The organism is Cytobacillus sp. GQ23, assembly GCF_059758675.1.
Genome location: NZ_JCAXER010000010.1, coordinates 124705 through 147059, shown reverse-complemented (window position 1 = coordinate 147059; position 22355 = coordinate 124705). Strand labels below are relative to the sequence as shown.

Annotated in this window: 24 protein-coding genes and 2 riboswitches; of the genes, 5 read left to right on the top strand and 19 right to left on the bottom strand. The window is 42.4% G+C overall.

Features of this window, described 5'->3' with window-relative positions:
- Positions 1-30: 30 nt before the first annotated feature.
- Entirely contained in the window at positions 31-264 is a 234-nt protein-coding gene (locus AC6CHU_RS10650) for a DUF2198 family protein (RefSeq protein WP_159863707.1), read from the bottom strand.
- Positions 265-414: 150 nt separating this feature from the next.
- On the opposite strand from AC6CHU_RS10650, the gene AC6CHU_RS10645 reads away from it, so the two are divergent.
- Positions 415-690 carry an alpha/beta-type small acid-soluble spore protein gene (locus AC6CHU_RS10645; protein ID WP_498121595.1) on the top strand — a complete coding sequence of 92 codons (276 nt, stop codon included), beginning with the start codon at positions 415-417 and terminating at the stop codon, positions 688-690.
- A gap of 156 nt (positions 691-846) precedes the next feature.
- Here AC6CHU_RS10645 and AC6CHU_RS10640 read toward each other — a convergent pair whose 3' ends face one another.
- From AC6CHU_RS10640 to AC6CHU_RS10625, 4 genes are read right to left on the bottom strand one after another with little or no spacing between them, the layout of a single operon-like run.
- Positions 847-2055 carry a M20 family metallopeptidase gene (locus AC6CHU_RS10640; protein WP_498121593.1) on the bottom strand — a complete coding sequence of 403 codons (1209 nt, stop codon included), beginning with the start codon at positions 2053-2055 and terminating at the stop codon, positions 847-849.
- A 24-nt stretch (positions 2056-2079) separates the two neighbouring features.
- Positions 2080-2907: a MetQ/NlpA family ABC transporter substrate-binding protein gene (locus AC6CHU_RS10635; RefSeq protein ID WP_251284529.1), complete on the bottom strand. Its 828-nt coding sequence runs from the start codon at positions 2905-2907 to the stop codon at positions 2080-2082.
- A gap of 18 nt (positions 2908-2925) precedes the next feature.
- Entirely contained in the window at positions 2926-3576 is a 651-nt protein-coding gene (locus AC6CHU_RS10630) for a methionine ABC transporter permease (protein WP_159863710.1), read from the bottom strand.
- Positions 3566-4597 (bottom strand): methionine ABC transporter ATP-binding protein, encoded by a 1032-nt coding sequence (locus AC6CHU_RS10625; RefSeq protein WP_159863711.1) that lies wholly within the window; start codon positions 4595-4597, stop codon positions 3566-3568. Before AC6CHU_RS10625 ends, AC6CHU_RS10630 begins: the two co-directional genes overlap by 11 nt.
- Positions 4598-4761: 164 nt before the next feature.
- A riboswitch (SAM riboswitch) is annotated at positions 4762-4862 on the bottom strand.
- Positions 4863-4963: 101 nt separating this feature from the next.
- Positions 4964-5063: riboswitch (SAM riboswitch) on the bottom strand.
- A 237-nt stretch (positions 5064-5300) separates the two neighbouring features.
- Between AC6CHU_RS10625 and AC6CHU_RS10620 the strand changes: the two genes are divergently transcribed.
- The gene (locus AC6CHU_RS10620) at positions 5301-6716 is read left to right on the top strand and encodes a PAS domain-containing sensor histidine kinase (protein WP_251284530.1); all 1416 of its coding nucleotides are present in this window, start codon (positions 5301-5303) and stop codon (positions 6714-6716) included.
- A gap of 31 nt (positions 6717-6747) precedes the next feature.
- On the opposite strand, the gene AC6CHU_RS10615 is transcribed toward AC6CHU_RS10620, so the two are convergent.
- Both AC6CHU_RS10615 and AC6CHU_RS10610 read right to left on the bottom strand, forming a co-directional pair.
- Positions 6748-7503, bottom strand: a complete 756-nt coding sequence (locus tag AC6CHU_RS10615; RefSeq protein ID WP_498121590.1) for an NRDE family protein — start codon at positions 7501-7503, stop codon at positions 6748-6750.
- A gap of 96 nt (positions 7504-7599) precedes the next feature.
- Positions 7600-8703 (bottom strand): AI-2E family transporter, encoded by a 1104-nt coding sequence (locus tag AC6CHU_RS10610; protein WP_159863714.1) that lies wholly within the window; start codon positions 8701-8703, stop codon positions 7600-7602.
- A gap of 238 nt (positions 8704-8941) precedes the next feature.
- Between AC6CHU_RS10610 and AC6CHU_RS10605 the strand changes: the two genes are divergently transcribed.
- Complete coding sequence (locus AC6CHU_RS10605; RefSeq protein ID WP_159863715.1) at positions 8942-9106, top strand: YaeH family protein; 165 nt, start codon at positions 8942-8944, stop codon at positions 9104-9106.
- A 236-nt stretch (positions 9107-9342) separates the two neighbouring features.
- On the opposite strand, the gene AC6CHU_RS10600 is transcribed toward AC6CHU_RS10605, so the two are convergent.
- The 7 genes from AC6CHU_RS10600 to AC6CHU_RS10570 form a co-directional block, all read right to left on the bottom strand.
- Positions 9343-10536: a PDZ domain-containing protein gene (locus AC6CHU_RS10600; RefSeq protein WP_498121588.1), complete on the bottom strand. Its 1194-nt coding sequence runs from the start codon at positions 10534-10536 to the stop codon at positions 9343-9345.
- 186 nt (positions 10537-10722) lie between these two features.
- Positions 10723-12171: a S41 family peptidase gene (locus AC6CHU_RS10595; RefSeq protein ID WP_498121587.1), complete on the bottom strand. Its 1449-nt coding sequence runs from the start codon at positions 12169-12171 to the stop codon at positions 10723-10725.
- Between the two features lie 257 nt (positions 12172-12428).
- A complete protein-coding gene (locus AC6CHU_RS10590; RefSeq protein ID WP_159863718.1) occupies positions 12429-13766 on the bottom strand; it encodes a murein hydrolase activator EnvC family protein in 1338 nt (445 codons plus the stop codon).
- Positions 13767-13921: 155 nt separating this feature from the next.
- Positions 13922-14815 (bottom strand): permease-like cell division protein FtsX, encoded by an 894-nt coding sequence (ftsX, locus tag AC6CHU_RS10585; protein WP_159863719.1) that lies wholly within the window; start codon positions 14813-14815, stop codon positions 13922-13924.
- Positions 14805-15491, bottom strand: a complete 687-nt coding sequence (ftsE, locus tag AC6CHU_RS10580) for a cell division ATP-binding protein FtsE (RefSeq protein ID WP_159863720.1) — start codon at positions 15489-15491, stop codon at positions 14805-14807. The genes ftsX and ftsE overlap by 11 nt, the downstream gene beginning before the upstream one ends.
- A 572-nt stretch (positions 15492-16063) precedes the next feature.
- Complete coding sequence (gene cccB / locus AC6CHU_RS10575; RefSeq protein WP_159863721.1) at positions 16064-16417, bottom strand: cytochrome c551; 354 nt, start codon at positions 16415-16417, stop codon at positions 16064-16066.
- A 52-nt stretch (positions 16418-16469) separates the two neighbouring features.
- On the bottom strand, positions 16470-17336 hold the full coding sequence (locus AC6CHU_RS10570) for a YitT family protein (RefSeq protein WP_498121585.1): 867 nt from the start codon (positions 17334-17336) through the stop codon (positions 16470-16472).
- 222 nt (positions 17337-17558) lie between these two features.
- Between AC6CHU_RS10570 and AC6CHU_RS10565 the strand changes: the two genes are divergently transcribed.
- Positions 17559-17999 carry a hypothetical protein gene (locus AC6CHU_RS10565; protein WP_498121584.1) on the top strand — a complete coding sequence of 147 codons (441 nt, stop codon included), beginning with the start codon at positions 17559-17561 and terminating at the stop codon, positions 17997-17999.
- Positions 18000-18118: 119 nt separating this feature from the next.
- Here AC6CHU_RS10565 and AC6CHU_RS10560 read toward each other — a convergent pair whose 3' ends face one another.
- The 4 genes from AC6CHU_RS10560 to larB are packed head-to-tail and all read right to left on the bottom strand — an operon-like array spanning position 18119 to position 21126.
- Positions 18119-18742, bottom strand: a complete 624-nt coding sequence (locus AC6CHU_RS10560; RefSeq protein WP_159863724.1) for a HoxN/HupN/NixA family nickel/cobalt transporter — start codon at positions 18740-18742, stop codon at positions 18119-18121.
- 54 nt (positions 18743-18796) lie between these two features.
- A complete protein-coding gene (gene larE / locus AC6CHU_RS10555) occupies positions 18797-19621 on the bottom strand; it encodes an ATP-dependent sacrificial sulfur transferase LarE (protein WP_251284061.1) in 825 nt (274 codons plus the stop codon).
- 17 nt (positions 19622-19638) lie between these two features.
- Entirely contained in the window at positions 19639-20361 is a 723-nt protein-coding gene (larC, locus tag AC6CHU_RS10550) for a nickel pincer cofactor biosynthesis protein LarC (protein WP_159863726.1), read from the bottom strand.
- A gap of 24 nt (positions 20362-20385) precedes the next feature.
- Positions 20386-21126 (bottom strand): nickel pincer cofactor biosynthesis protein LarB, encoded by a 741-nt coding sequence (gene larB, locus AC6CHU_RS10545; protein WP_159863727.1) that lies wholly within the window; start codon positions 21124-21126, stop codon positions 20386-20388.
- Positions 21127-21181: 55 nt separating this feature from the next.
- Between larB and larC2 the strand changes: the two genes are divergently transcribed.
- Positions 21182-21637 (top strand): nickel pincer cofactor biosynthesis protein LarC2, encoded by a 456-nt coding sequence (gene larC2, locus AC6CHU_RS10540; RefSeq protein WP_159863728.1) that lies wholly within the window; start codon positions 21182-21184, stop codon positions 21635-21637.
- Between the two features lie 87 nt (positions 21638-21724).
- Here larC2 and AC6CHU_RS10535 read toward each other — a convergent pair whose 3' ends face one another.
- On the bottom strand, positions 21725-22354 hold the full coding sequence (locus AC6CHU_RS10535; protein ID WP_159863729.1) for a bifunctional 4-hydroxy-2-oxoglutarate aldolase/2-dehydro-3-deoxy-phosphogluconate aldolase: 630 nt from the start codon (positions 22352-22354) through the stop codon (positions 21725-21727).
- Between the last annotated feature and the right edge of the window lies 1 nt (position 22355).

Sequence of the window (22355 nt, the reverse complement as noted above, 5' to 3'; positions counted from 1 at the left end):
GATAGTTTTTTTCGACAGGTTCTGCAAAATTTATTCAGCACTTGGCTTTATTTGCTTTAATTTTTGGGCATACCAAAAACCAACCGTCAGCGAAAATGCGTCTATAACAATTAAGGCAAATGAATTGGTATAGCCTTTATATACAGAAGCAGCAATAAGCCCCACTGTCAGCACCAGCCCAATTACACGATTATAGCTGACTCTCGTAAAAAACAATACCAGCAGTCCAGGAAGCAAGAGAGCTGACAAGTATTTTAATGCCATTTTTAAACACCTTCTTTTGGTTTTTCACAAAATTTCAAGGTTTCTACCATTAGAATAGCTGTTCACAGGAGGTTGTACAAGTTTTTTCAGGGTTATTCCAAGCGTACTTTTACATAATAAGAAGAAGAACATTTTATGGAGGAATGAATCATGGCCAGAAGAAAAAGACGCCCGATAGTACCGGAATCAAGAGGCGCATTAGATCAGCTGAAAAATCAGGTAATGGCAAACCAGGGGTATCATGTTGACAAGGAAAATCCTGATGCTGTGAAATATGAAATTGCTGAGGAGGCAGGTGTACCTTTGAAGCAAGGTTACAATGGAAGGCTTACATCCAAACAGGCAGGAACAGTCGGGGGAAAGATTGGCGGCAGTATGGTGAAGGAGCTTATCCGGATGGCAAAGGAACGGATGAAGGAACAGTAGTTATATGTGAACTTCGGGAAAAGAATAATGAATTTTCGGAAACTTAATACTTAATTAAAGGAAAAAACTCAGCAAATCAGGGAAACACCCACCAGTGAGAGGAAAACACTCACAAAAATGAGGAAAAGCTATCCCGCAAAAGGATAGCTTTTATTTCTATTCAGCCGTTTTCCGCTCCAGAAATTCCTGTTTAATGGCTTTAAGCAAATCCGGTTTCGTTATCAGCTGTAAGGCAGTGAGTGCAAGCCCTTTTGCTCCGGTTACCAGCGCTTCGTCTCCTTTTGCAGATGCTGCTGCTTCCCGGAATGGAACAGTATGGGCAACGAGATCATCAGCACCGATTTTGATATAAGGGTGAATGGTTGGCACCACCTGACTGATATTGCCGGCATCCGTAGAACCGATTCCATCTCTGTCCCCTTCTACAACCTTTTCTCCCAAGTCCTCTATCACTTCTTTAAACACCTGGTCATATGTCTTGTTTAACAGGAGGTTATCTACTTCATTTTGAAAAGCAATAACATTCAGCTTTGCTCCTGCTGCCAGGGCGGCACCTTCCGCGACAGCTTTCACCTTTCTAGTTACCTCATTTAAACTCGTTCTGGTGGAAGCACGAATAAAGAATCGGGCTTTTGCATATTCAGGGATAATATTCGGCGCATCTCCGCCGTGAGTAATTATTCCATGGATACGCACATCATCCTTTAATTGCTGTCGGAGGGCATTGATTCCGTTAAAAAGCTGAATAACCGCATCCAGTGCATTTATTCCTTCCTCCGGTGAAGCTGCTGCATGGGCAGGCTTGCCGATAAACTCGAAGTCAAGCGGATCAACTGCCAGTGATGAACTGGTCAGGCGGGTATGGTTTGAGGGATGAACCATAAGAGCCGCATCAATGCCTTCAAGCAAGCCATGTTTCACAAAGCTGCCTTTGGCACTCCCATTTGGCCCGCCTTCTTCTGCGGGGGTCCCCAATACGACTGCTTCTCCTCCCGTATCATCAATAACCTTGCTTAACGCAATGGCTGCTGCTGCACTTGTCGTGCCAATAATATTATGGCCGCACCCATGGCCCAATCCGGGAAGGGCATCATATTCTGCAAGGAAAGCAATGGACGGTCCCGGTTTAACGGATTTCTTTCGGGCCAGGAAAGCAGTTTCATGCCCGGCTGCTGCCCGATCTACTTCAAACCCTTCCTTCTCAAGGATGCCCGCTAGCAAGCCAGAGGCAAAAAACTCCTCATTCCCTATTTCCGGATTCGCATGAATCTGATGGCTCGCGGAAAGATAAAGTTCTTTATTATCCTCAACATTTTTCTTGATTGCTTCTTTCAGTTCAACTAATGCTTTTACAGGTGCCGTCATCATTGTTCCTCCTTTGTATATTAATTACCAGCCAATATCACTTAATGGAATGAAAGTCGGAATCATGCTTCCGTCATATTCTTTTGTGATGAAATCAGCTACATCATCTTCCTGGTAAAGTTCAGCAATTCTCTTAAGCGTTTTGTTATCTTTGTCTTCTGTTCTGACAGCAATGATATTTACGTACGGCGTAGCGGTTTCGCTTTCAATAAAAACAGAATCCTTAGTTGGGTTCATGCCTGCGTCTACGGCAATTCCGTTATTAACGACTGAAGCAGAGACATCTGGAAGAGCACGAGGTGTCTGCGCTGAGACCATTTCTACAAATTCAAGGTTCTTTGGATTTTCAACGATTTTATTCAGATCAAGATTTCCATCATAGTCCTCGGATAGTTTGATCAGGCCGGCTTCCTCCAGTAACAGAAGCGCTCTTCCCCCATTTGAAGCATCATTTGGAATGGCAATTTTGCCGCCTTCCGGAATGTCTTCGACTGATTTTACTTTTTCCGAATAAAGGCCCATTGGTGCTAAAACAGTTGTCGCGATCGGTGAAAGATCCATATTATGCTCTTTAATAAAAGTGTCAAAATAAGCGACTGTCTGGAATGCATTTACATCTAGATCACCTTCGGCAAGGGCAACGTTTGGCTGTACATAATCAGAGAATGTCACAACCTCAATTTCAATGCCTTCTTTTTCAGCCTTCTCAGCAATAAAATCCCAAATGCGTGTATCTGATCCGCTGACACCCAATTTAACTTTCTTTGTTTCTTCTCCGCCTGTAGTACTTGAGCATGCGGCAGTAAAGACAGCCAATGCTAAAATAATGAATGATATAAATAGTTTGTTCATGATGTATTTCCCCCTATGTTATCTTCTTCTGATTTTTTTGGATAAGAGATTTCCGAATGACTGAAGGCCCTGAACCATGACCACTAAGATTGCAACAGTAATCAGCATGACGGTTGTATCGAATCGCTGATAGCCGTATGTAATGGCAAGGTCACCAAGGCCGCCTCCTCCAACTGCCCCAGCCATGGCAGATGCTCCTACCAGACCAATTGTCGCAATGGTAAAGCCCAATACCAGCGAACTAAGTGCTTCAGGAATCAGGAATTTTAAAATGATCTGTCCTGGTGTCGCTCCCATTGCTTCTGCCGCTTCAATGACGCCTGGATCCACCTCGAGCAATGAATTTTCTATTAATCTCGCAATGTAGGGTCCTGCATAAAAGACAAGAGGCACTACGGCTGCGGCGGTTCCAATCGATGTTCCGACAATCATCCGGGTAATTGGGATAATGGCTACCATTAAAATGATGAAAGGAACTGATCTAAAAATATTAATAATGCTGTTTATGATGTTAAAAACAACGGTGTTTTCCAGCAGATGCCCTTTCCTGGTCACAACAAGCAATATGCCAAGCGGGAGTCCGATAAGAGCTGAAAACAGCAGTGAAAATGCCACCATTTGGACCGTTTCGATTAAGGCTTCAATGATTTTTTCCTGGTTAACTAGCACGTGCAGTCACTTCCTTTATTGAAACTTTTTCCTGGCTGATGTACTGAATCGCCCTTCTGATTTCACTGTCCTGCCCCTGGAATTCGACAATGAGATTGCCAAACGGGGTTCCCTGCAGTTCTGTAATATTTCCAAACAGAACGTTGAAGTCAATATTAAACTTTTTAGCAACCTGTGAAAGCAGCGGCTGGCCGGCAGAATTCCCGACAAAATTGATTCTGAATACCTTTTGAAGCCCCTGCTGCTTTTCAATCACTTGCTTAATGGATTCAGGTATTTGATCATTCATAACCGTGCTGACAAAGTTTTTCGCTGTTGGGGTTTGGGGTGAAGAAAAGACATTGAAGACAGTTCCTTCTTCAATAATCTTCCCTGCCTCGATGACAGCGACACGATCACAGATCTCCCTGATAACAGACATTTCATGAGTAATGATCAGAATCGTAATGTTGTATTCTTTATTTATTTTCTTCAGCAGCTGCAGGATCGAGCTGGTTGTCTGCGGATCCAGAGCAGAAGTTGCTTCATCACATAATAGAATGGAAGGCTGTGTTGCGAGCGCCCGGGCGATTCCGATCCGCTGCTTTTGTCCGCCTGACAGCTGATCAGGATAGCTGTTCGCCTTGTCGGCAAGCCCCACGAATTCTAATAGTTCATGGACACGCTTTTTTATTTCACCCTTCGAGACCTTAGCCAGTGTGAGCGGCATCGCCACATTGGCAAACACTGTTTTCGAGTTTAAGAGATTGAAATGCTGAAAGACCATACCTATGTTTCTTTTCACTTCGCGAATTTCTCTAACAGATAAAGCCGTCAAGTCATGGCCGCTGACAATGACCTTTCCTGAAGTCGGCTTCTCCAGCCAATTGACACAGCGGATCAAAGAGCTCTTTCCCGCACCGCTGAAGCCGATCACCCCGAAAATCTCCCCCTTATTAATCTTTAAATCTATTCCATCCAGAGCAGCTACCTGCTGACCTCCGCTTTTATAGACCTTCTTTAAATTCTGAAACTCTATCATGCAGCCTCTCTCCTTTGTGGTGGTTGGTGACAGGCACCTATACCAATTTGATGAACTGGTATAGGTACCTGTCACCTTCCATTGTCTAACTATTCCAATCCGAAAACTAAGAATTATATCCTGAAATTTACCCCTTCCATCAGAAGAGGTTTTTTAAAGTCCTCTCCTTATCTTCCAGGCTTTTGCCTGCTGGATTTGGCACAGTGCAGTCTGCCTGCTGCCGAAGCTTCATTGGGCCAGGTCCCTCTGCTTCTCTTGATAAGAATTATTCATATGTTTATGAATAGAATCTTGATGCAATATTTCCGCGTAAAACAAAAACCCTCTTCTAAAGAAAGAAGAGGGCAGCATTTATCAATGGTCCTCTTCTTATCTTTCAAGCAATGCTTGCTGGATTTGGCACGGTACAATTTTGTCCGCTGCCGAGGTGTCATAGGGCCAGTCCCTCAACCTCTCTTGATAAGAAGATTTTTAATATGCGGTTGTTAATATGCTTAATACTTTACCATCTTAAAGTAAAGAAAGTCAATATAAAGTTTAAATATATTTTATTTGATTACCGCCTCCTGGTCTGAATCCGCTCTGTCATTAACCCGTATGCTATGGACTCTTCTAAAAAATGATAGTTAAATCCTATGTGTCTATACCTCTATCTCATGTATAATAATGGAAAAGTGTCATTTCTCAATAAAGGAGGGACAAAATGATTATGACCGAGAATCCGGCAGATTTATTCGCCGACAAAGTCGAAGCGAGGAATCTGCAGCTGGCCATTCAGCATTCCAGCGATGTGATTGCAAGAGTGACAAAAGAAGGCGTTGCTTTATATGTCTCCCCTTCCTGCCTATCAATGCTGGGGTATACGCAGCAGGACTTTTATCGAAGCAGCCTTTATACATACTGCCATCCCAATGACCGGGATCTTCTTAGAGATGCATTGGCAGATCTTGAACAACTCCCGCATAAACGGGAGACTTTTCGTTTCAGACATAAGGAAGGCCATTACCTATGGCTGGAAGCCAATTTTACAGTCATTAATGAGGATAAAGAAATGATGTGCATCATCCGGGATATGACACAGAGAATTATCATGGAAGAGGAAATTCTTGAAACACAGGAGAAGTACCGCTTTCTGGTGGAGTACTCCAAGGATACGATCGGAATGGTGACACAAAAGGGGATTTGGACCTATATCAATAATGAAGGAAAGAAGCTCTTTGGGTTCACGAGCATCAAAGAGATAATCGGCACCTCCCTCCACGACTACATCCCTCCTTCAGAACATTCCACCCTCGATGATTTTCTGCAAACAAAGCTGAGCGTGAATTTTGAGCTTAATCTGATCCGGACCGATGGACAAGTAAGAAAAGCTGAAGTCCAGCTGATTCCAACCACCTTCAAGAACAGAAAGGTATACCAGATCATTATCAAAGATGTAACCGGACAAAAGAAGACTGAAGAAAAGCTGCAGAACGCTGAAAAACTTTCCGTTGTCGGTCAGCTTGCTGCAGGCATTGCCCATGAAATCCGCAACCCGCTTACAGCCATTAAAGGCTTTACGCAGCTATTATACGAAGAACATAAGGGTAATTTCGCAGAGGTCATTCTAAATGAGCTGGAACGGATTGAAGGCATCGTCAATGACCTGCTCGTTCTCGCCAAACCTCAAATAACCGAAATGGAAGAAACCTGCCTGACAAACGTTGTAAAAAGTGTGATTACCCTTTTAAACAGCCAGGCGGTTATGGAAAATATCCTGATCGAATTAACTCAATCACCCGGCGAGTTCTTTGTGAAATGTGAAAAAGATAAAATTAAGCAGGTCCTGATTAACATCATCAAGAACTCAATTGAAGCCATGCCAATGGGCGGCAAAATAAACGTCGATATCCGTCAGGAAGACCAATCTGTCATCATCAGTGTCGAGGATGAAGGAATCGGCATACCGGAAGAACGCCTCGCCAAACTGGGTGAGCCTTTTTACAGTACAAAAGAAAAAGGAACCGGCCTTGGCATCATGATCTGCAAAAAAATCATTAAAAACCACGGCGGAAACCTTTACATCCACAGCAGGGAAAAGGAAGGAACAACGGTCCGCATTACTTTACCGATTGCCTAAATAAAAGAAGCCAGCCGCCTAAACTGGCTTCTTATTTTTGGAGAATAAATTCCTGTTCCGCTCTTTCACTCCCAATATGTACCCTCTCCTTGTAAAAAATCTCATCCTCTGACACCAGCAAAACGGTTGAACTCCTTGTTCCGTAGCCATCGCTTTTGATAAATAAAGGAGACAGAATCCGTTCCCATTCAAGTGAAACTCCTGTTTTGGGAAGCAAATCATCGGGTACAGGGTCTGTATTCCTGAGAAGTGTGAACAGGTCTTCTGTTAAGTCCCCGGCTGGATTATCTATAATCTCTGATAAACCCTCCTTCCCCTTTTTCACCTTCGGCCATTCAGTGTTCAGCACATGATTACTGACTCCGTATATTCCCGGCTGAAGCTGCTCTATTCTATCTTCCACATTCGAATAATAATAAAGCTCCTCCATATTTCCTGCCAGCAGATTGTAGCCGGGATAGCTGCTCCGCCGTTCAGATGCCCTGTGCATAAAGTCAGCAGGCGAATCACTGCCCTTCAAAAAATCAGCCACCAGATCTCCTCTTGACCTCTTGTCTTCTGTCACTTCATTCGGATCGCGGTAATTTGTCAGCGCTGCAAAACGACCATTCTTTGTGACCCCCATCCATGTTCCCAATTTCCTTAAATCCCGGCCGGCAAGAATGTGGGGATGATCCTCCCAATAATGCGCCGGGGCAGTTGGACGCTCATAAAATTCGTCCCGATTGGCGGCCAATATCAGCTTGTATTTTGGATGTACTTTGTATCCAAAGAGGATTAAACACATGCAGATCACTGCTTTCATTTTTATTTTTATTTTATACTTAAGGAAAAATAATACCAATATGAAAAAGCTCCTTCATGCAAAGGAGCTTTTCCATCTTTACGTAACCCTCTCCTCGAGCCGTGCTGCTTTCCTCGCCCTTAGGAACCTTATTGTATTTAAAACAATTGTTTTGGTCACAGCATAGGTAGGGATCGCAAGAATCATGCCGAGTATTCCGGCAAGATTGCCTGCAACCAGCAACAGGATGATAATCGTGGCCGGATGTGTGTTTAATGTTTTTCCGAGAATCAGCGGAGAAAGCACATTCCCTTCAATCTGCTGGGCGATCACGATGACTACGACAACCAGGAAGGCTTTTGTCGGCGAGTCAAAAAGTGCAACGATTACGGCAGGTGCACCGCCAAGAAACGGTCCGACATAAGGTATGATATTAGTTATAGCCACAATCAAAGCCATAACCAGGGCGTACGGCAGATCGATGATTAAATAGCCGATAAATGAAAGAGTACCCACAAATAATGCGACTGTGATCTGTCCCTGAATATAGGAAGAAAGGGTCTCACCTGTTTCCTTAAGCGTTTTAACCCCTTCTTCTCTGTAAGAAGCAGGAAGAAACTTCGAAACAGCTGCAGGAAATTTATCACCATCTTTAAACATATAGAATAACAGGAATGGCACCGTTACAATCGTAATGGCAATATTCGTGACCAGGCTCACAATGCCGGCTACCCCCTGAGTCAAACGGCTTGGGAGCGTATTGGCGTAATCCATAATGCGTGCTTCAATTTCTTGTATCGATACGTAATCCTGTGCCAAAAACCATTTGAACTCTTCCGTGTTAGACATTGTATTAACAAAATCTCTTGTCGTTTTCGCATATTCCGGCAGATCATTGAATAATTCTGTAACCTGTCTGCTGATAAGCGGAGCAATATTGCCAATGACGAGCATGACTAAACCGATCACCGCTGCATAGATGATTAAAATTGCTGCCGTTCTTGGAACTTTATAGCGTTGCAGCAATCTAACCAGCGGGTTCAATAAGAAATATAGAAATCCCGATATAATGATTGGAAAGAATAGAGTAGATACAAAGATGCCGACAGGTTCAAACAGAAATGAAATTTTTGTTGATACATAGATAATGGTTAAGATAATCAGCAATTGCAAAGTCCAGTAGTGCAATTTTTTCTTTGCCACAATGTCACCTTTTTCTTTAAATGGATTAACTAAAGAATATCATATTCGCCTGTATAACTCCTACGAAGATGCTACCTCTATTACGATTAGGAATTGAAAAGGTTTCGGAAAGTTTCATAAACACACAATAGATACATTCACACAAATATATCCCATTTTTTGTTTAAACATACCCCCCGAAAGGGTACAAAGAACTATAATCCGCAAACTCTACTTATAAGCCAGGAGTGAACAACTTATGAGTACGATAGATATTTTCAAGAAAGAACTGACTTTATTGATAGCTGAAATGGATCGCTGTAAGAATGCAAAAATAAAAAAACAAATTCTTAATGATATTCGCCACATACAGAGTGCCGTCCAGAACTTGCTAAACGAGCCAGAACAAAAAACTGCCACTTAGGCTTAATCTCTTATGACTAGCTTGATCACCCGCCTTTTACAAAGATACAACTCTTTCTATTAATGCTTTATAAAAATAAAAAGGCATCCCTTAACTAAAGTGGATACCTTGATAACTTATTTCAACTTTGACATAGTAATGATTACATCAGAGCAAAAGTGCAGTGCCAAGCCATTCAACTGCACATTGCTTTATTTAAATGCCGTCCCGAATCCAAAATTCACAGCATAAATTTTCTATACCGCTTCACTATCCCACTTCTTCTCATTCTGCACAAACAAAAGCCCCAGTTCGTGATGGTCCCCTTCGTAAAGAGCACGCTGAACGAAACGAACCTGTCCGTTCACATCGAATACCTCTAGCTTGCAGTGAGCCCCATTCTTTTGCAGAGCTTCATAGAAGCCTTTCTCATCATGGATTTTTACACCATTGACTTTTGTAACAATTTCTCCCACTGAGAGAGACATTTTATCAGCCGGGGAATCGGGAACTACTCCAAGTACCATGATTCCCTGATTGCGCTTGGAAAAGAAAAACGGTGCCTGATCCTCTGCCATTCTCTGGCGGAGGGAAATGAATTCACGCCCGATAATAGCAAGGGCCGCTACACCTACTGCTGCAAGCGGATACCAGAAGCCTGCAGATGAAATCAGCAAAAGAAGTATGCCAAACACAGTGACTCTTTGTCCATGCAGCGCTGTTGCTTCTTTAGGAAGTGTTCCCTGGATTCGCTGATGAAACCCGATCGAAAAAGGAACAAGAATGAGCGAATACGTTTCGCCGCCCATCGGGATCAGTGGCCACCACTCAAACGGAAGCTGCAGAGCTTCTCCCGGAATCAATAGAAACACAGGCACCATCCAAATCCTTTTGGATTCGTGAATGCCTATTGTTTGTCCCCGTTTACTCCTTACAAGGCGGGGAGATGTGCTTTTTCGGCCATTTCTTTTAATCAGGAATCCTTCCGTAATTACAAGAAGTGCAAGAAGAACAGTGATGGATGGGAAGATGGAAGAGCCAAGATCTAATGACGACTGGGCGAATGACGGCAATGGCCATTGCTGTTCAAGAGCGAACATTGTTGCGAAAAAAGCAAAGCCCAGCGTATAAACAGGAGCCATCCATCTTACTTTCGCTGTAAAGCTCCACAGGAATGTAAGAGCTGCGGTAAACACAATCGTCTCCAATGGCAGAACAAGACCTGCACCCACCATTACCACGCTCACTGCAAGACCAGCCAGAATTCCAAGCGGAAGAAGCTGCCTCAGTTCAAAATAGGCATTTTCAACGCGGACAGAAAAGTCCTTGCGCTCACGCTTTATCCGGGAAAACCCCAGAAAGGCAGCCACAAAAAACAGGTAATAAAATACCGGATTCAGCAGCAGCTTTCCCATTCCTTTAAAAAACTCAAAAATCCACTCCTCTATCAAACTTGCCACCAGCCTCTATTAATAAATTCTCATGAATTATGTAAACAACAGTAAACTCTATTACTCTATATTCTACCAAAAGCACCTTACAAAACCTATTACAATCTCACTTTAAATAAAAAATAGCAGAAGGAAAATTCCTCCTGCTTTAATTCGACAATATTCGGGTGGTGCCTGTCACCAATTTTATTTTGCGATATATTTCAGAGCTGTTTGCAGCTGAAGGTCATTCTGGTCTTTTTTTATTTCCTCGATCGCGGCCGCTTCAAGTGCTGCTGCGGTTTTTTTGTCTATCCGGCCGGTTGCTTCCATTTCTCTTTGCCGTTGAAAGGCTTTGACTGCTGCTGCAGTGGAATCATTGAAATAGCCATCTGTCCTGCCCGGTGCATATCCAAGGCCAGCCAGGATTTCCTGTGCATTCTTCACCATTTCATTATTCATATCGATTTCCAATGGCTTTTCCACCTGCAAAGGATGAGTTTGATAGATGTCCGGCTGTTTCACCTCCAGGGTAGGCTTGATTCCTTTATTATGAATCCAATTTCCGTCCGGCGTCAGCCATTTAAATAAAGTGAGCTTTATATTGCTGCCGTCACCCATCGGAACAGGCTGCTGAACAGTCCCTTTTCCAAATGAGTTTTCACCGATAATCGTATAACCCTGAGCTTCCTTTAATGCACCGGCAAGAATCTCAGATGCCGATGCACTCCCTTTATCAACTAGCACAGCAATCGGATAGCTTTTTGGCTTTTCAAGTGTGGAGAAATACCTCATCTTCTCCCCGTTCCGTTTTTGAATTTGCAAATAAGGTTTTTCAGCCGTAACCAGTTCCTTCAGGATTTCCTGAACAGAAGTCAATAGGCCACCGGGATTTCCGCGCACATCGATGACAAGCCCTTCGATCCCTTCCTGCTCCATCTCACTCAGCTGTTTTGCAAATTCTTTGGATGTATCTTCGGAAAATGAGGTAATTTCCAGATACCCGACCTTTTTTCCTCTTTCCTTCTTAATTTCTGAGTAAACGGTAATTTGAGGAATTTCATCCCTTTTCACATCCACCTTTATAGGCTCTTTTAATCCCTGTCGCGCAATTTCCAGCTCTACCTTTGTGCCTTTTTTTCCACGGATCTTCATGGTCGCTTTATATAAATCAAGACCCTTCACATTTTCTCCGTCTACTTTTAGGATTTCATCTTTTGGCTTCAACCCTGCTTTTTCAGCCGGTGAGTCTTTAAAAGGAGCCACAATAATGATTTTTCCGTCCACCATACTGACTTCCGCCCCGATTCCTTCAAAAGAAGATTCCAATGTATCACTAAATTGCTTTGCGGTTTCTTCATCCATATAAACCGAGTATGGGTCTTCCAGGGTTGCAAGCATGCCCTGGATGGCTCCCTCCACAAGCTGCTTTTCCTCTACTTTTTCCACATAGCTATTTAAAATTAGCTGATAGGCCGTTTCCATCTTTTCAATCTTCTCTTGTTCAATTTGTTTTCCATCCTTGGAATCTATTAATTGGTTTGGGGCTTCCGCCTGCGGAGTCTCCTTTGCCAGCCACTGCATGCCTGCATATGTGCCTCCCGCCCCTGTCAGCAATGATCCCGTCATCAGCACGGCGATCCATTTTCTGCTCATCGTCATCTCCCTTTCCGGTTGCTCCATTTCCCGTATATTTTCAGCGCCTGCGGCCATCCCCGATTTTCATAAATAAAAACAACCCGCAAAGGGAGCGGGATGTCTTCGCTTATTTCATCCTATGTCTGGCATGGACGAGTTATGATTTCTTTTGCTGCAGACTATTTTAAAAACAAACGTCACATAGGATTAAAGACCCTCTTTGCGGGTAAAAGAAAAGTGGAAGAAGCTATGCTCCTTCCACTTAACACTATTTTTTATAGAGGCACGATGCCAACTGGATTAATTGCATTTGTTTTGCCTGCATTCCAAGAACCTCTGTGAAGTTCGAAGTGAAGATGCTGGCCGTAAGATTGTCCCGTATTCCCCATGATGCCGATTTGCTGGCCTTTAGAAACAGTCTGGCCAGAGCCGACAGAACGGCTACTCATATGAGCATAAACGGTAGTATAAGTTTGCCCGCCTATAGAGTGAGCAATGAAAATTGCATTTCCATAGCTGCTGGAGTAATAAGAACGGATAACAACCCCATCTGCTGCAGCCACAATCGGAACTGTGCCGCCTGAAGCAATGTCTACTCCAAAGTGATTGCCTAATGAACGGCCGCCAAAGCCTGAGGAAAGTCTTCCTGAAGCCGGTTTTGTCCAGGCACCGCTTGATACGGAAGGTGGTGTAACCTGAGGGCTGCCTGATGAGCCGCTGTCAGACGATGAGCCACTTCCTGCTGATGGTGAGCTGCTCTTCTTAGCCGCCGCATCTGCTGCTGCCTTTTGTTTTGCAAGTTCAGCTTGTCTTGCTGCTTCAGCTTGTCTTTCCTGCTCCAGCTTGATCGCTTTTTGAATAGCCGCTTCCTGTGCTGCAAGGATTTCATTTTCTTCTGCCAATTCAAGCTTATGAGCATGCATTTCCTCTTCTTTATGCTTCAGAGATGCAAGTAGTTTATCTTTCTCTGCTTTTTGAGCATTTAAGCTCTTTTTCATGTTTTCTAGCTCAGCACGCATTTTTTCTAATGATGCAAGCTCTTCTTTTACCTGAGCCCGTTTTTTCTCAAGCTCGTCTTTATCAGCCTGATGCGCTTTTAGAATATCCTGGTCAGCTTCTACGATTGTTGCAACTGCTCCAACGCGTTCAACAAAGTCTCCAAAACTTTGCGCACCCATTAAAACATCAATATAGCTCACCATTCCGCCAGTTTCCTGGTAGTTGCGTGCACGGTCTTTTAATAGTTCGTTACGCTTTTTGATGCGCTCTACTAATACTTTAATTTCTGCTTCAAGCTTTTCTATTTCTTTTTTAGTATCTGCAATTTCCTGATTCTTTTCTTCAATTTTTGCTAATGCATCACTGATCGCTTTATCCAGACGTTCAATCTCACTTTGTACTGACTGCTGCTCGCCCTGGTTTTCGCTGATCTTTTTGTCTGTATCGTTTAACTTTGATTCTACTCCGGAACGCTGCTGGTTAATTTTTTCCTTTTGGCTGTTTAGATCGTTTAGTTTATTTGCTGCAGATGCCTTCTCAATAGGCATTCCAACTGTTATGCTGCCAAAACCCAGAACGGCAGCTAATGATAATGTGATGATGGACTTCTTCAATTTCCGATTTCTCCTTTCAATGAACACCATATGTACAGGTCAATCGTTTTATTTTTTTACTATGTCTGAAACATTTAACACGTCTGAACCGTCTATTATTATGAGGCTTGAAGGCGCCTGGACAGGTTCCCCCCGCAGGGCCTTCTAAGCTGGTTTTAAACTTTCAGGAACTTTCTGACTGACATCAAGCTTCCCCATACACCAATGAGTGCCCCCATCAGGATAAGCAGTCCGGAAATCTGATAAACAAATGGACTAAATTCCAGCAGCTTGATAAAATGTCCCTCTAGCTTAGGAGCCAAATAATCAAAGGCATAATAGTAAGCCGTTGAAACAAGTACAATCGGAATAATCGATCCAAGCAATCCAAGCCATAAACCTTCCAGGAAGAATGGCCATCTAATGAAGGAATTGGTTGCTCCTACCAATCTCATAATCTCGATTTCTTTTCTTCGCGACATAATCGTAATTTTAATTGTATTGGAAATCAGGAACATGGCAGTAAATAATAGGCCGATAATTAAAACAAGGCCAACATTTCGGCCGGCATTGATAAAGTTAAATAGCTTTTCAACCTGTCCCTGCCCATATTTTACTTTTGCGGCATATTCCATTTTTTCTATCTGCTTCGCAGCTTTCATTGTATCTTCCGGGTTTTTCGTCTTTACGATAAATACATCGTTCAGCGGATTATCCTGTTCAAACAGTTTGAAGGCTTCTCCTTCTTCACCAAGGCTGTCTATTAAACTATCAAGCTCTTTTTCCTTAGTTGAATATTCAACTGTTTTTACTTCGGTTAATCCTTCGATTTTCTGCCGTAAAACTTCCTGATCCTGCTCATTTGCAGCAACATCGATGTGAACGCGGATTTCTACGTCCTCTTCAATGGTTGTAGCCACCTTGTTGAGATTCATCATAATGACGAAAAATACACCAACTAAAATGAGGGTTACTGTGACTGCACTTGCCGAAGCAAACGTCATCCAGCCGTTTCGCCCGAGGCTTTTAAAACTTTCGCGGAAGTGCCGGCCCAATGTTCTAGCTTTCATAGCCGTAATCACCTCTTTGCTCGTCACGCACAATTCTTCCGCCTTCAATGGCTATAACGCGGTGTTTAATCGTGTTGACAATTTCTTTATTATGAGTCGCCATGACCACAGTTGTTCCTCGCGTGTTGATTTCATCGAAGATATTCATGATTTCCCATGAAGTATCCGGGTCAAGGTTTCCTGTAGGCTCGTCCGCAATTACGACTTTTGGAGAGTTAACGATTGATCTGGCGATGGAAACACGCTGCTGCTCTCCGCCTGACAGTTCAGTAGGAAGCATCCTTGCCTTATGTTTTAAACCTACTAGATCCAATGTCTCCATGACTTGTTTTTTTATATTCTTCGGATGCTCTTCGATCACCTCAAGAGCAAAAGCAACGTTCTCATAAACAGTCAGTGTCTGGAGGAGCTTGAAGTCCTGGAAAACGACACCGATCTTACGGCGCATAATCGGCACTTTTGAATTCTTTAATGTAGCCAAATTCACTCCGTCAATGGTTATCGTTCCGCTCGAAGGCTTTTCTTCCCGGTACATCATTTTAATAAAAGTGGATTTACCGGCTCCACTCGGTCCCACTACATAAACAAACTCACCTTGCTTAATATGGATATCAATCCCGCTGGCAGCTGTAACACCATTGGGGTACCTCTTATATACGTCTTTCATTTCGATCATATATATCACCTAGCAATCTAGTGTGTATTAAGAATTTAATAGACCGACGGCTTTTTTCGCTAAAAAACGACATCCTTTCGACATAGAGGATGACAAAATACTTGTAAATACTACCTAATTAGCCATCTAAAATTCTCACACAACCCATTATAACATCATAAGTTGTCAAATTAACGGAAAAAAATATTACAGTTTCTTTTCAATCCTGATACTTTTGTTACTTTCTTCCTTATTTTCTTTAATATCCTAGTGGTTTACTTTCTGAATCGACTGATTTTTCCTTCTTTTTTCATATTGAAATTGACTCGATATTTGTCATAAATTGTGTAAAGTTGAAAATAGGCAACACTGAGGGTGAGAGTTTAACTATTTCAGGATTTAATGCTTTTAACACCTTTTTTGGCTGCTGCGGGGAGTCTTTCTTGGATTATGATGTTGCTAGTTTTTCCGTGGATATCTTTGGTTTTGACGCGGCTTGTTTTCACTTTTGCCTGATATGCGGTGTCCATTAAGAAGAGTAATCGAAAAAATAAAAACGCCCTGGTAAACAGAACGTTTTCATTCGAACCCTCTTATTTCTTACCTGCCAGCCAAGACGCTACAGCAGAAGCTTCTTCACCTTGAAGCAATCCTTTAGGCATAGCTCCTTTACCGTTGGCTATTATGTTTTCAATATCTTCCTGTGATAGGTTTGCACCGACTTTATCAAGAGCAGGCCCTACACCGCCTTCAAGATTTGCACCATGGCAGCTTGAACATTTCTGTTCAAAAAGCTTTTGTGCATCACCAGCGTCAGCCGTATCAGTTGTTGTTTCACCGCCGCCGTTTGTAGAAGTGTCCTTGTCTTCAGCAGCATCGTCTCCTCCGCCGCAGGCTGCAAGAACTAAAGATGTACCCATCAGTAGTGCCAATAGCTTCTTTTTCACCTATAATTCCCCCTCAGGAAAAAATACTAAGTACAGCTATATTATACCAACGCTACGCTCGTTTGAAACCCTCGCCCAACACCTCGGAAGCATCCGTAACAATGATAAATGCTGTAGGATCAATGGTTTGAACCAGTTGTTTCAATTTTGTGAACTCCGTCTGATCCACCACACACATCAGGACCGGACGTTCATGGTCGGTATAACCGCCGTATGCTGATAGTTTTGTCACACCGCGGTCAATTTTATTCAAAATTCCTTCACGAACATCACTTTGTTTTTCCGTTATGATTAACGCCATCTTCGTCCTGCTGAAACCAAGCTGGATGAGATCAATTGTTTTACTTGTTACATATAAAGCGATCAAGGCATATAAACCCTGCTCTATATCAAAAATAAGAGCAGCTGACAGCACAATCAGCCCATCAATAATGGCAACACAAGTGCCAAGAGACAAACCTGTATATTTGTTAATAATCTGTGCTGCAAGGTCTGTCCCTCCTGTTGATGCTTTACCCCTGAAAACAATTCCTAAACCCAGGCCGACTCCAATTCCGCCAAACAGAGAAGCCAGCAGCGGATCATTTGTCCATGGTTCATAATCTTTTGTCAGAAAAACGACAAAAGGCAGAAAAATGGTTCCTGCCAGGGTTTTAACCCCAAATTGCTTTCCGAGCAAAAGGACTCCGGCAATAAAAAGCGGAATGTTAAATGCCCACTGAACATATGCCGGCTCCCAGCCGGCAACAGCATCCAGAATAGTACTGATTCCGCTTACCCCGCCTGAAGCAACTCGGTTGGGCAGCAGGAACATATTAAACGCAATCGCCACGATTCCTGACCCAATAAAAACATATAGATACTCAAGCAGCCTATCCGCGTTTGTACTATATGTATATCCTCTTCTATTCTTACCCATTTCTTCGCCCTCCGGGTCTTCTATTCGATTTTTACCGTCAGTGAGTATAGCATGAAGGTTGCTGCCTGTAAATGACAGTAAACTGCGGTATTAAAGGAATGTAGTTCTCCCTTTTACCTTCCATTATGTTGTGATAAAATTGGTCAATTTATCAAGCAGACAATCTTTATGAAATGTTTATGAACATTGTTGAAAAATGCTGCCGGGCGCCTTCCTATCAGCATGAAATTCAGTGGCATGTGGTATAATGTCGAAAAGGAGGTGAGAAAATTGGAGAAGATTCTTAATGAAATTTTAACTACATTGAAGGACCATTCAAAGAGGTTTGATTCGATTGACCATGAAATATCTGATGTTAAAAGCAGGATCGGAAATGTTGAAAGCAGGCTCGGTAATGTCGAAAACAGGCTTGGAAATGTTGAAAGCAGGCTTGGAAATGTTGAAAATAGCGTTGATAAACTTTCTAAACAGATAGAGAACAATGCCACCGAATTCAGAAGCCATTTTAAACATATTGAAACAAAGCTGGATCAGCATGAAGAGACCTTCCATATAATTTCCGATACATTGATGGGTACAAAAATTGATATTGAACACCTAAGTAAAAAAAGCGGAGTCCACGAAACAGAAATTAACCAGCTCAAAAAGCGTATCCACTCCTAGAGCCCTCCATCCACCGGCTAGCTCATTTAAAATTCCATAAAAAAAGGCCTATGCCGGTAATATGCAAGCATAGGCTTTTTTGTATATAATCCTGAGGCAAATCCAAATAAGAAAAACTTTTAAAGAAATAATTCACTCCCAACCTCAAAAATATAATAAATCCCATATAGCACACTTGCTGCTGAAGAGATCCTTATGAGATTTAAGTGTATTTTCTTTTGAGCTTTAGAAGTAATCAAAAAGGGCAATCCTAGAACAGTAGTAAAGAGCAGCATGCCAATAATTGTCCCTGCTCCAAAAATGAGGATGAATAGAAAAGCTTGCATCTCAGTTTGAGCCTGTGCAGTTGTTAATAGAACTAAAGCGGCACTTCCAGCCAGACCATGAATTCCTCCAATGATAAAAGACTTCTTGTGAAAATGCTGTGTGTTGGTCTTTAACTGTTTATGGTCCTTAAAACCAGTAAAACCAAGATATATAAGCATTATGCCCACTGCCAATTCAAGAGAAAGAGCAAGATTGCCAGGAATATGCTGATTAAGTGCAATTACCGTAATGCCCATTAACAGGAGCATTAACGTGTGCCCCAGCCCCCAAAAGATACCTGAGAGTGAAGAGCGAACTAAACGCTTAGTCTGGCTTGCAATTGTTGAAACAGCAATAACGTGATCAGGCTCTGTTGAATGTTTTATTCCTAATGTGAAGCCAAGCAATAATATAGAAAATAATCCGCCTTCAAGCATCTAAATTCCCCCAGCTGCAAAATTCCATTTTTCCAATACAGTTAAGTTCCTTCATTATAAAGCTGTTCCTTCCAGCAATTTATTCATGCTTCCGCTCTTATACCCAGCCAAATCCATAGCTGTATATTTAAATCCAATCGATTTTAATTGCACAGAGATTTCTTTATGATACTTTAAGAGTTCATTCATATCTGACGGATCCACTTCAATTCTTGCAATTTCATGGTGAACTCTGACACGGACCTGCTTGATTCCAAATCCCTTAATAAACTGCTCTGCCTCATCCACTTTCCTCAGCTTCTCAATTGTGATTGTTTCACCATATGCTATTCTGGAGGATAAACATGCAAGTGAGGGTTTGTCCCATGTATCAAGTCCCAGCTCCTTAGAGCGGATCCTAATATCTTCTTTCGTTATATCAGCTTCGGCCAGAGGGCCTCTTACATTTTTTTCAATAGCAGCCTTCACACCAGGCCGATGTTCTCCTAAATCATCTTTAATGAGGCCAAAAGTCAGGTTATGATAACCTTTTTCAATCATAATTGGATACAAATTCTCAAACAGTCCCTTTTTACAGTAATAGCATCTGTTTGAATCATTTTCCGAATATCCGGGAATCGAGAGTTCAGACATCTTAATAATTTGATGCGGGGCATCAATTGCATTGGCAATTCGAATAGTTTCCTCGAGCTCAGAAGGAGGAAAAGATTCTGAGTCAGCTGTAATAGCCAGCACATTTTCTTTGCCTAGAGTATCCACAGCCACCTTTAATAAGTAGGTACTATCTACCCCTCCTGAAAATGCAATAATAATCCGTTCCATCTCTGAGAGTATTTCCTTGAGCCTTTGCTCTTTGACTAAACTGTTATGTATATTCATTTGGACACTTCCTCCTCTTATTGCTCTCCAATCACAAACCTGACAACATTTGGGTGGGATTTAAAATCCTTTGTTCCTGCACCATATCCAATTTTCCGGACTTTCATGGAAGGCATGCTGCCGAACTCATTGGCCAAGGTACGGACAATGGCAGCACCAGTGGGTGTCGTCAATTCACTTTGAATGTCAGTTCTCCGCAAAGGAATATCTTTTAGAATTTCCAAGGTTGCCGGGGCTGGCACAGGATAAAGGCCATGCGCAATATTGATATATCCATTTCCTGCAGCAACCGGAGTGCAGACTACTTTTTCAATGTTTAATGCATTGTAAGCAATCGCGGTCCCTATAATATCAATCATGGAGTCTACACCTCCAACTTCATGGAAATGCACCTTCTCGAGAGTGCTGTCATGTATTTTAGCCTCAGCTAACCCTATCGTTTCAAACATTTTAAAGGCCGTTTCTTTTTCAGTCTCTTCAAGGTCTGATTCTTCTATTGCTTTTTTTATGTGTGTATAGTGGCGGTGAGAGTGTTTCTCTTCTTCTGTATGAATGATTAATTCCGTACTGGAGATTCCCTTTTTTACAACCTTTTTTGTCTCTAACGAAAACTCTTCTTTGATCACAGATTTAAGCTTTCTTTCTATAATTGATAAATCAACGCCCAATTCAGTGAAGGCTGCCAAGGACATATCTCCGGCAATGCCCGAAATACCACAATCAATAAATAATATGTTCATTACAGCTACCCCCTTTTTTAAAGTTCAGATTCTTAGCATCAAAGAAGCTGAATAGCCTGCACCAAATCCATTGTCTATATTCACGACCGTGACGCCGGAAGCACAAGTGTTAAGCATGCTTAACAATGATGTAATGCCATTTAAATGTGCCCCATATCCTATGCTGGTTGGAACAGCTATAACCGGAGAAGAGACCAAGCCCCCGACAACACTGGGAAGTGCCCCCTCCATTCCTGCTACAACAATCAATACATCACATTTTTTAATCTCATCCATTTGTGCAAATAAGCGATGGATTCCAGCTACTCCGATATCATAAAAACTTGCGTAATGATGTCCCATAGCTTCAATCGTCACTTCTGCCTCCCGGGCTACAGGAATGTCAGAAGTTCCTGCACAGATAACGCCTATTTTCTTCTCCGTTTTCAGCTCATAACCTTCAGGCTTATATAGTAGTGTTCTGCCGGATGAGTCATACTCAGCTCCCTCCACCTGCCTGCATACTTCCTCTGCAGATTTGGCGTCAACCCTTGTAGCTAAAACGGTCTTTCCCTTATAAACCAAATGCTTAAATATATGTAAAATTTGCTCTGCTGTTTTACCTGCCCCAAAGATCACCTCAGGAAATCCTTGCCTGAATTCACGCTCATCGTCCACTTTCGCAAATCCGTAATCTGTAAATCCCTTCAATTGTTCTTCGGCTTCCTCAATTGAAAGATGGCCATTTTTTAATTGTGTTAGAATATGTGTAGTATAAGATTGCATTTATTTCTTCCTTTCTTTTCTTTATCTAAAATTCACTTAAGGAGGCTCATAAAAAATGCAGCATGGCCAAGAGCATACTGATCATGACATGATCAAAATTGAAGTAAATCTGGACGACATCCCTGGAGAATGGCTGGGACATGTTATGGACTTATTGTTTCAATCCGGGGCCAATGATGTCTTTTATATACCGATTTACATGAAGAAAAATCGGCCGGGAACCATGCTTCAGGTTTTGTGTGAAAATAAGCTGAAATCCAAGATGATGAATATCATTTTTAGAGAAACCACCACCTTGGGATTACGATATTACCCGCTTTCTGTAAATCGTCTTGGCCGGACATTTCGAAAGGTCGAAACCCCATGGGGGGCTGTCTCTGTTAAAGAGGGGCTGATGCAAGGTGAAATTGTTCAGCAAGCCCCAGAATTCAGTGATTGCAAAGCTATCTCTGAGCAATACGGAATTCCATTAAAACTAGTTTTTCAAGAGGTATGGAAGCAGCTGAAATAAAAATCTAACAACCTAGCCAAAGGACCTCCACCTATCCTAATGGGAGGTTCTTTGGACTTGAAGTAAGTTTCCGAAACCGCCAATAACTCAGAAGTTTATTAATTCGGAAAATTCCTTCGCTTTTTCAGTCAGCTCCAAATAATCCTCATCTGAATTTAACCTTTTTGCATTTACTAACGAACCGCCTACTCCTGCGGCAACAGCCCCCGCTTTTAAATAATCCCGGATATTGTTGACATCTATCCCCCCGGTTGGCATCATTGGGATTTGCGGAAGCGGTCCCTGCAGGCTTTTGAAATAAGAGACACCCATGACATCAGCCGGGAACACCTTAATAATATCTCCGCCATTTTCATAGGCTGTCAGGATTTCAGTTGGCGTAAGGGCGCCTGGGATACTGAGGACACCGTATCGTTTTGCCAGTTTAATGGTTTCCGCATTAACGATTGGCGAAAAAATGAACTCCGCTCCAGACATAATAACAGCACGCGCTGTTTCTGGATCCAGCACGGTCCCTGCTCCTACAATTGCCCGGTTTCCGAACTCTGCTTTTACTTTTTCTATTAACGAGCAAACTTTTGGTGTTTCTACGGTTATCTCAAATGTGCTGATACCGCCGGCCAGCAGCGCATGAGCAATTGGCAAAATCTGATCCTGGCGTGCACCGCGAATAACCGCAACAATCTTGCTCTTCTTTAACTCTTCTATCTTGCCCACA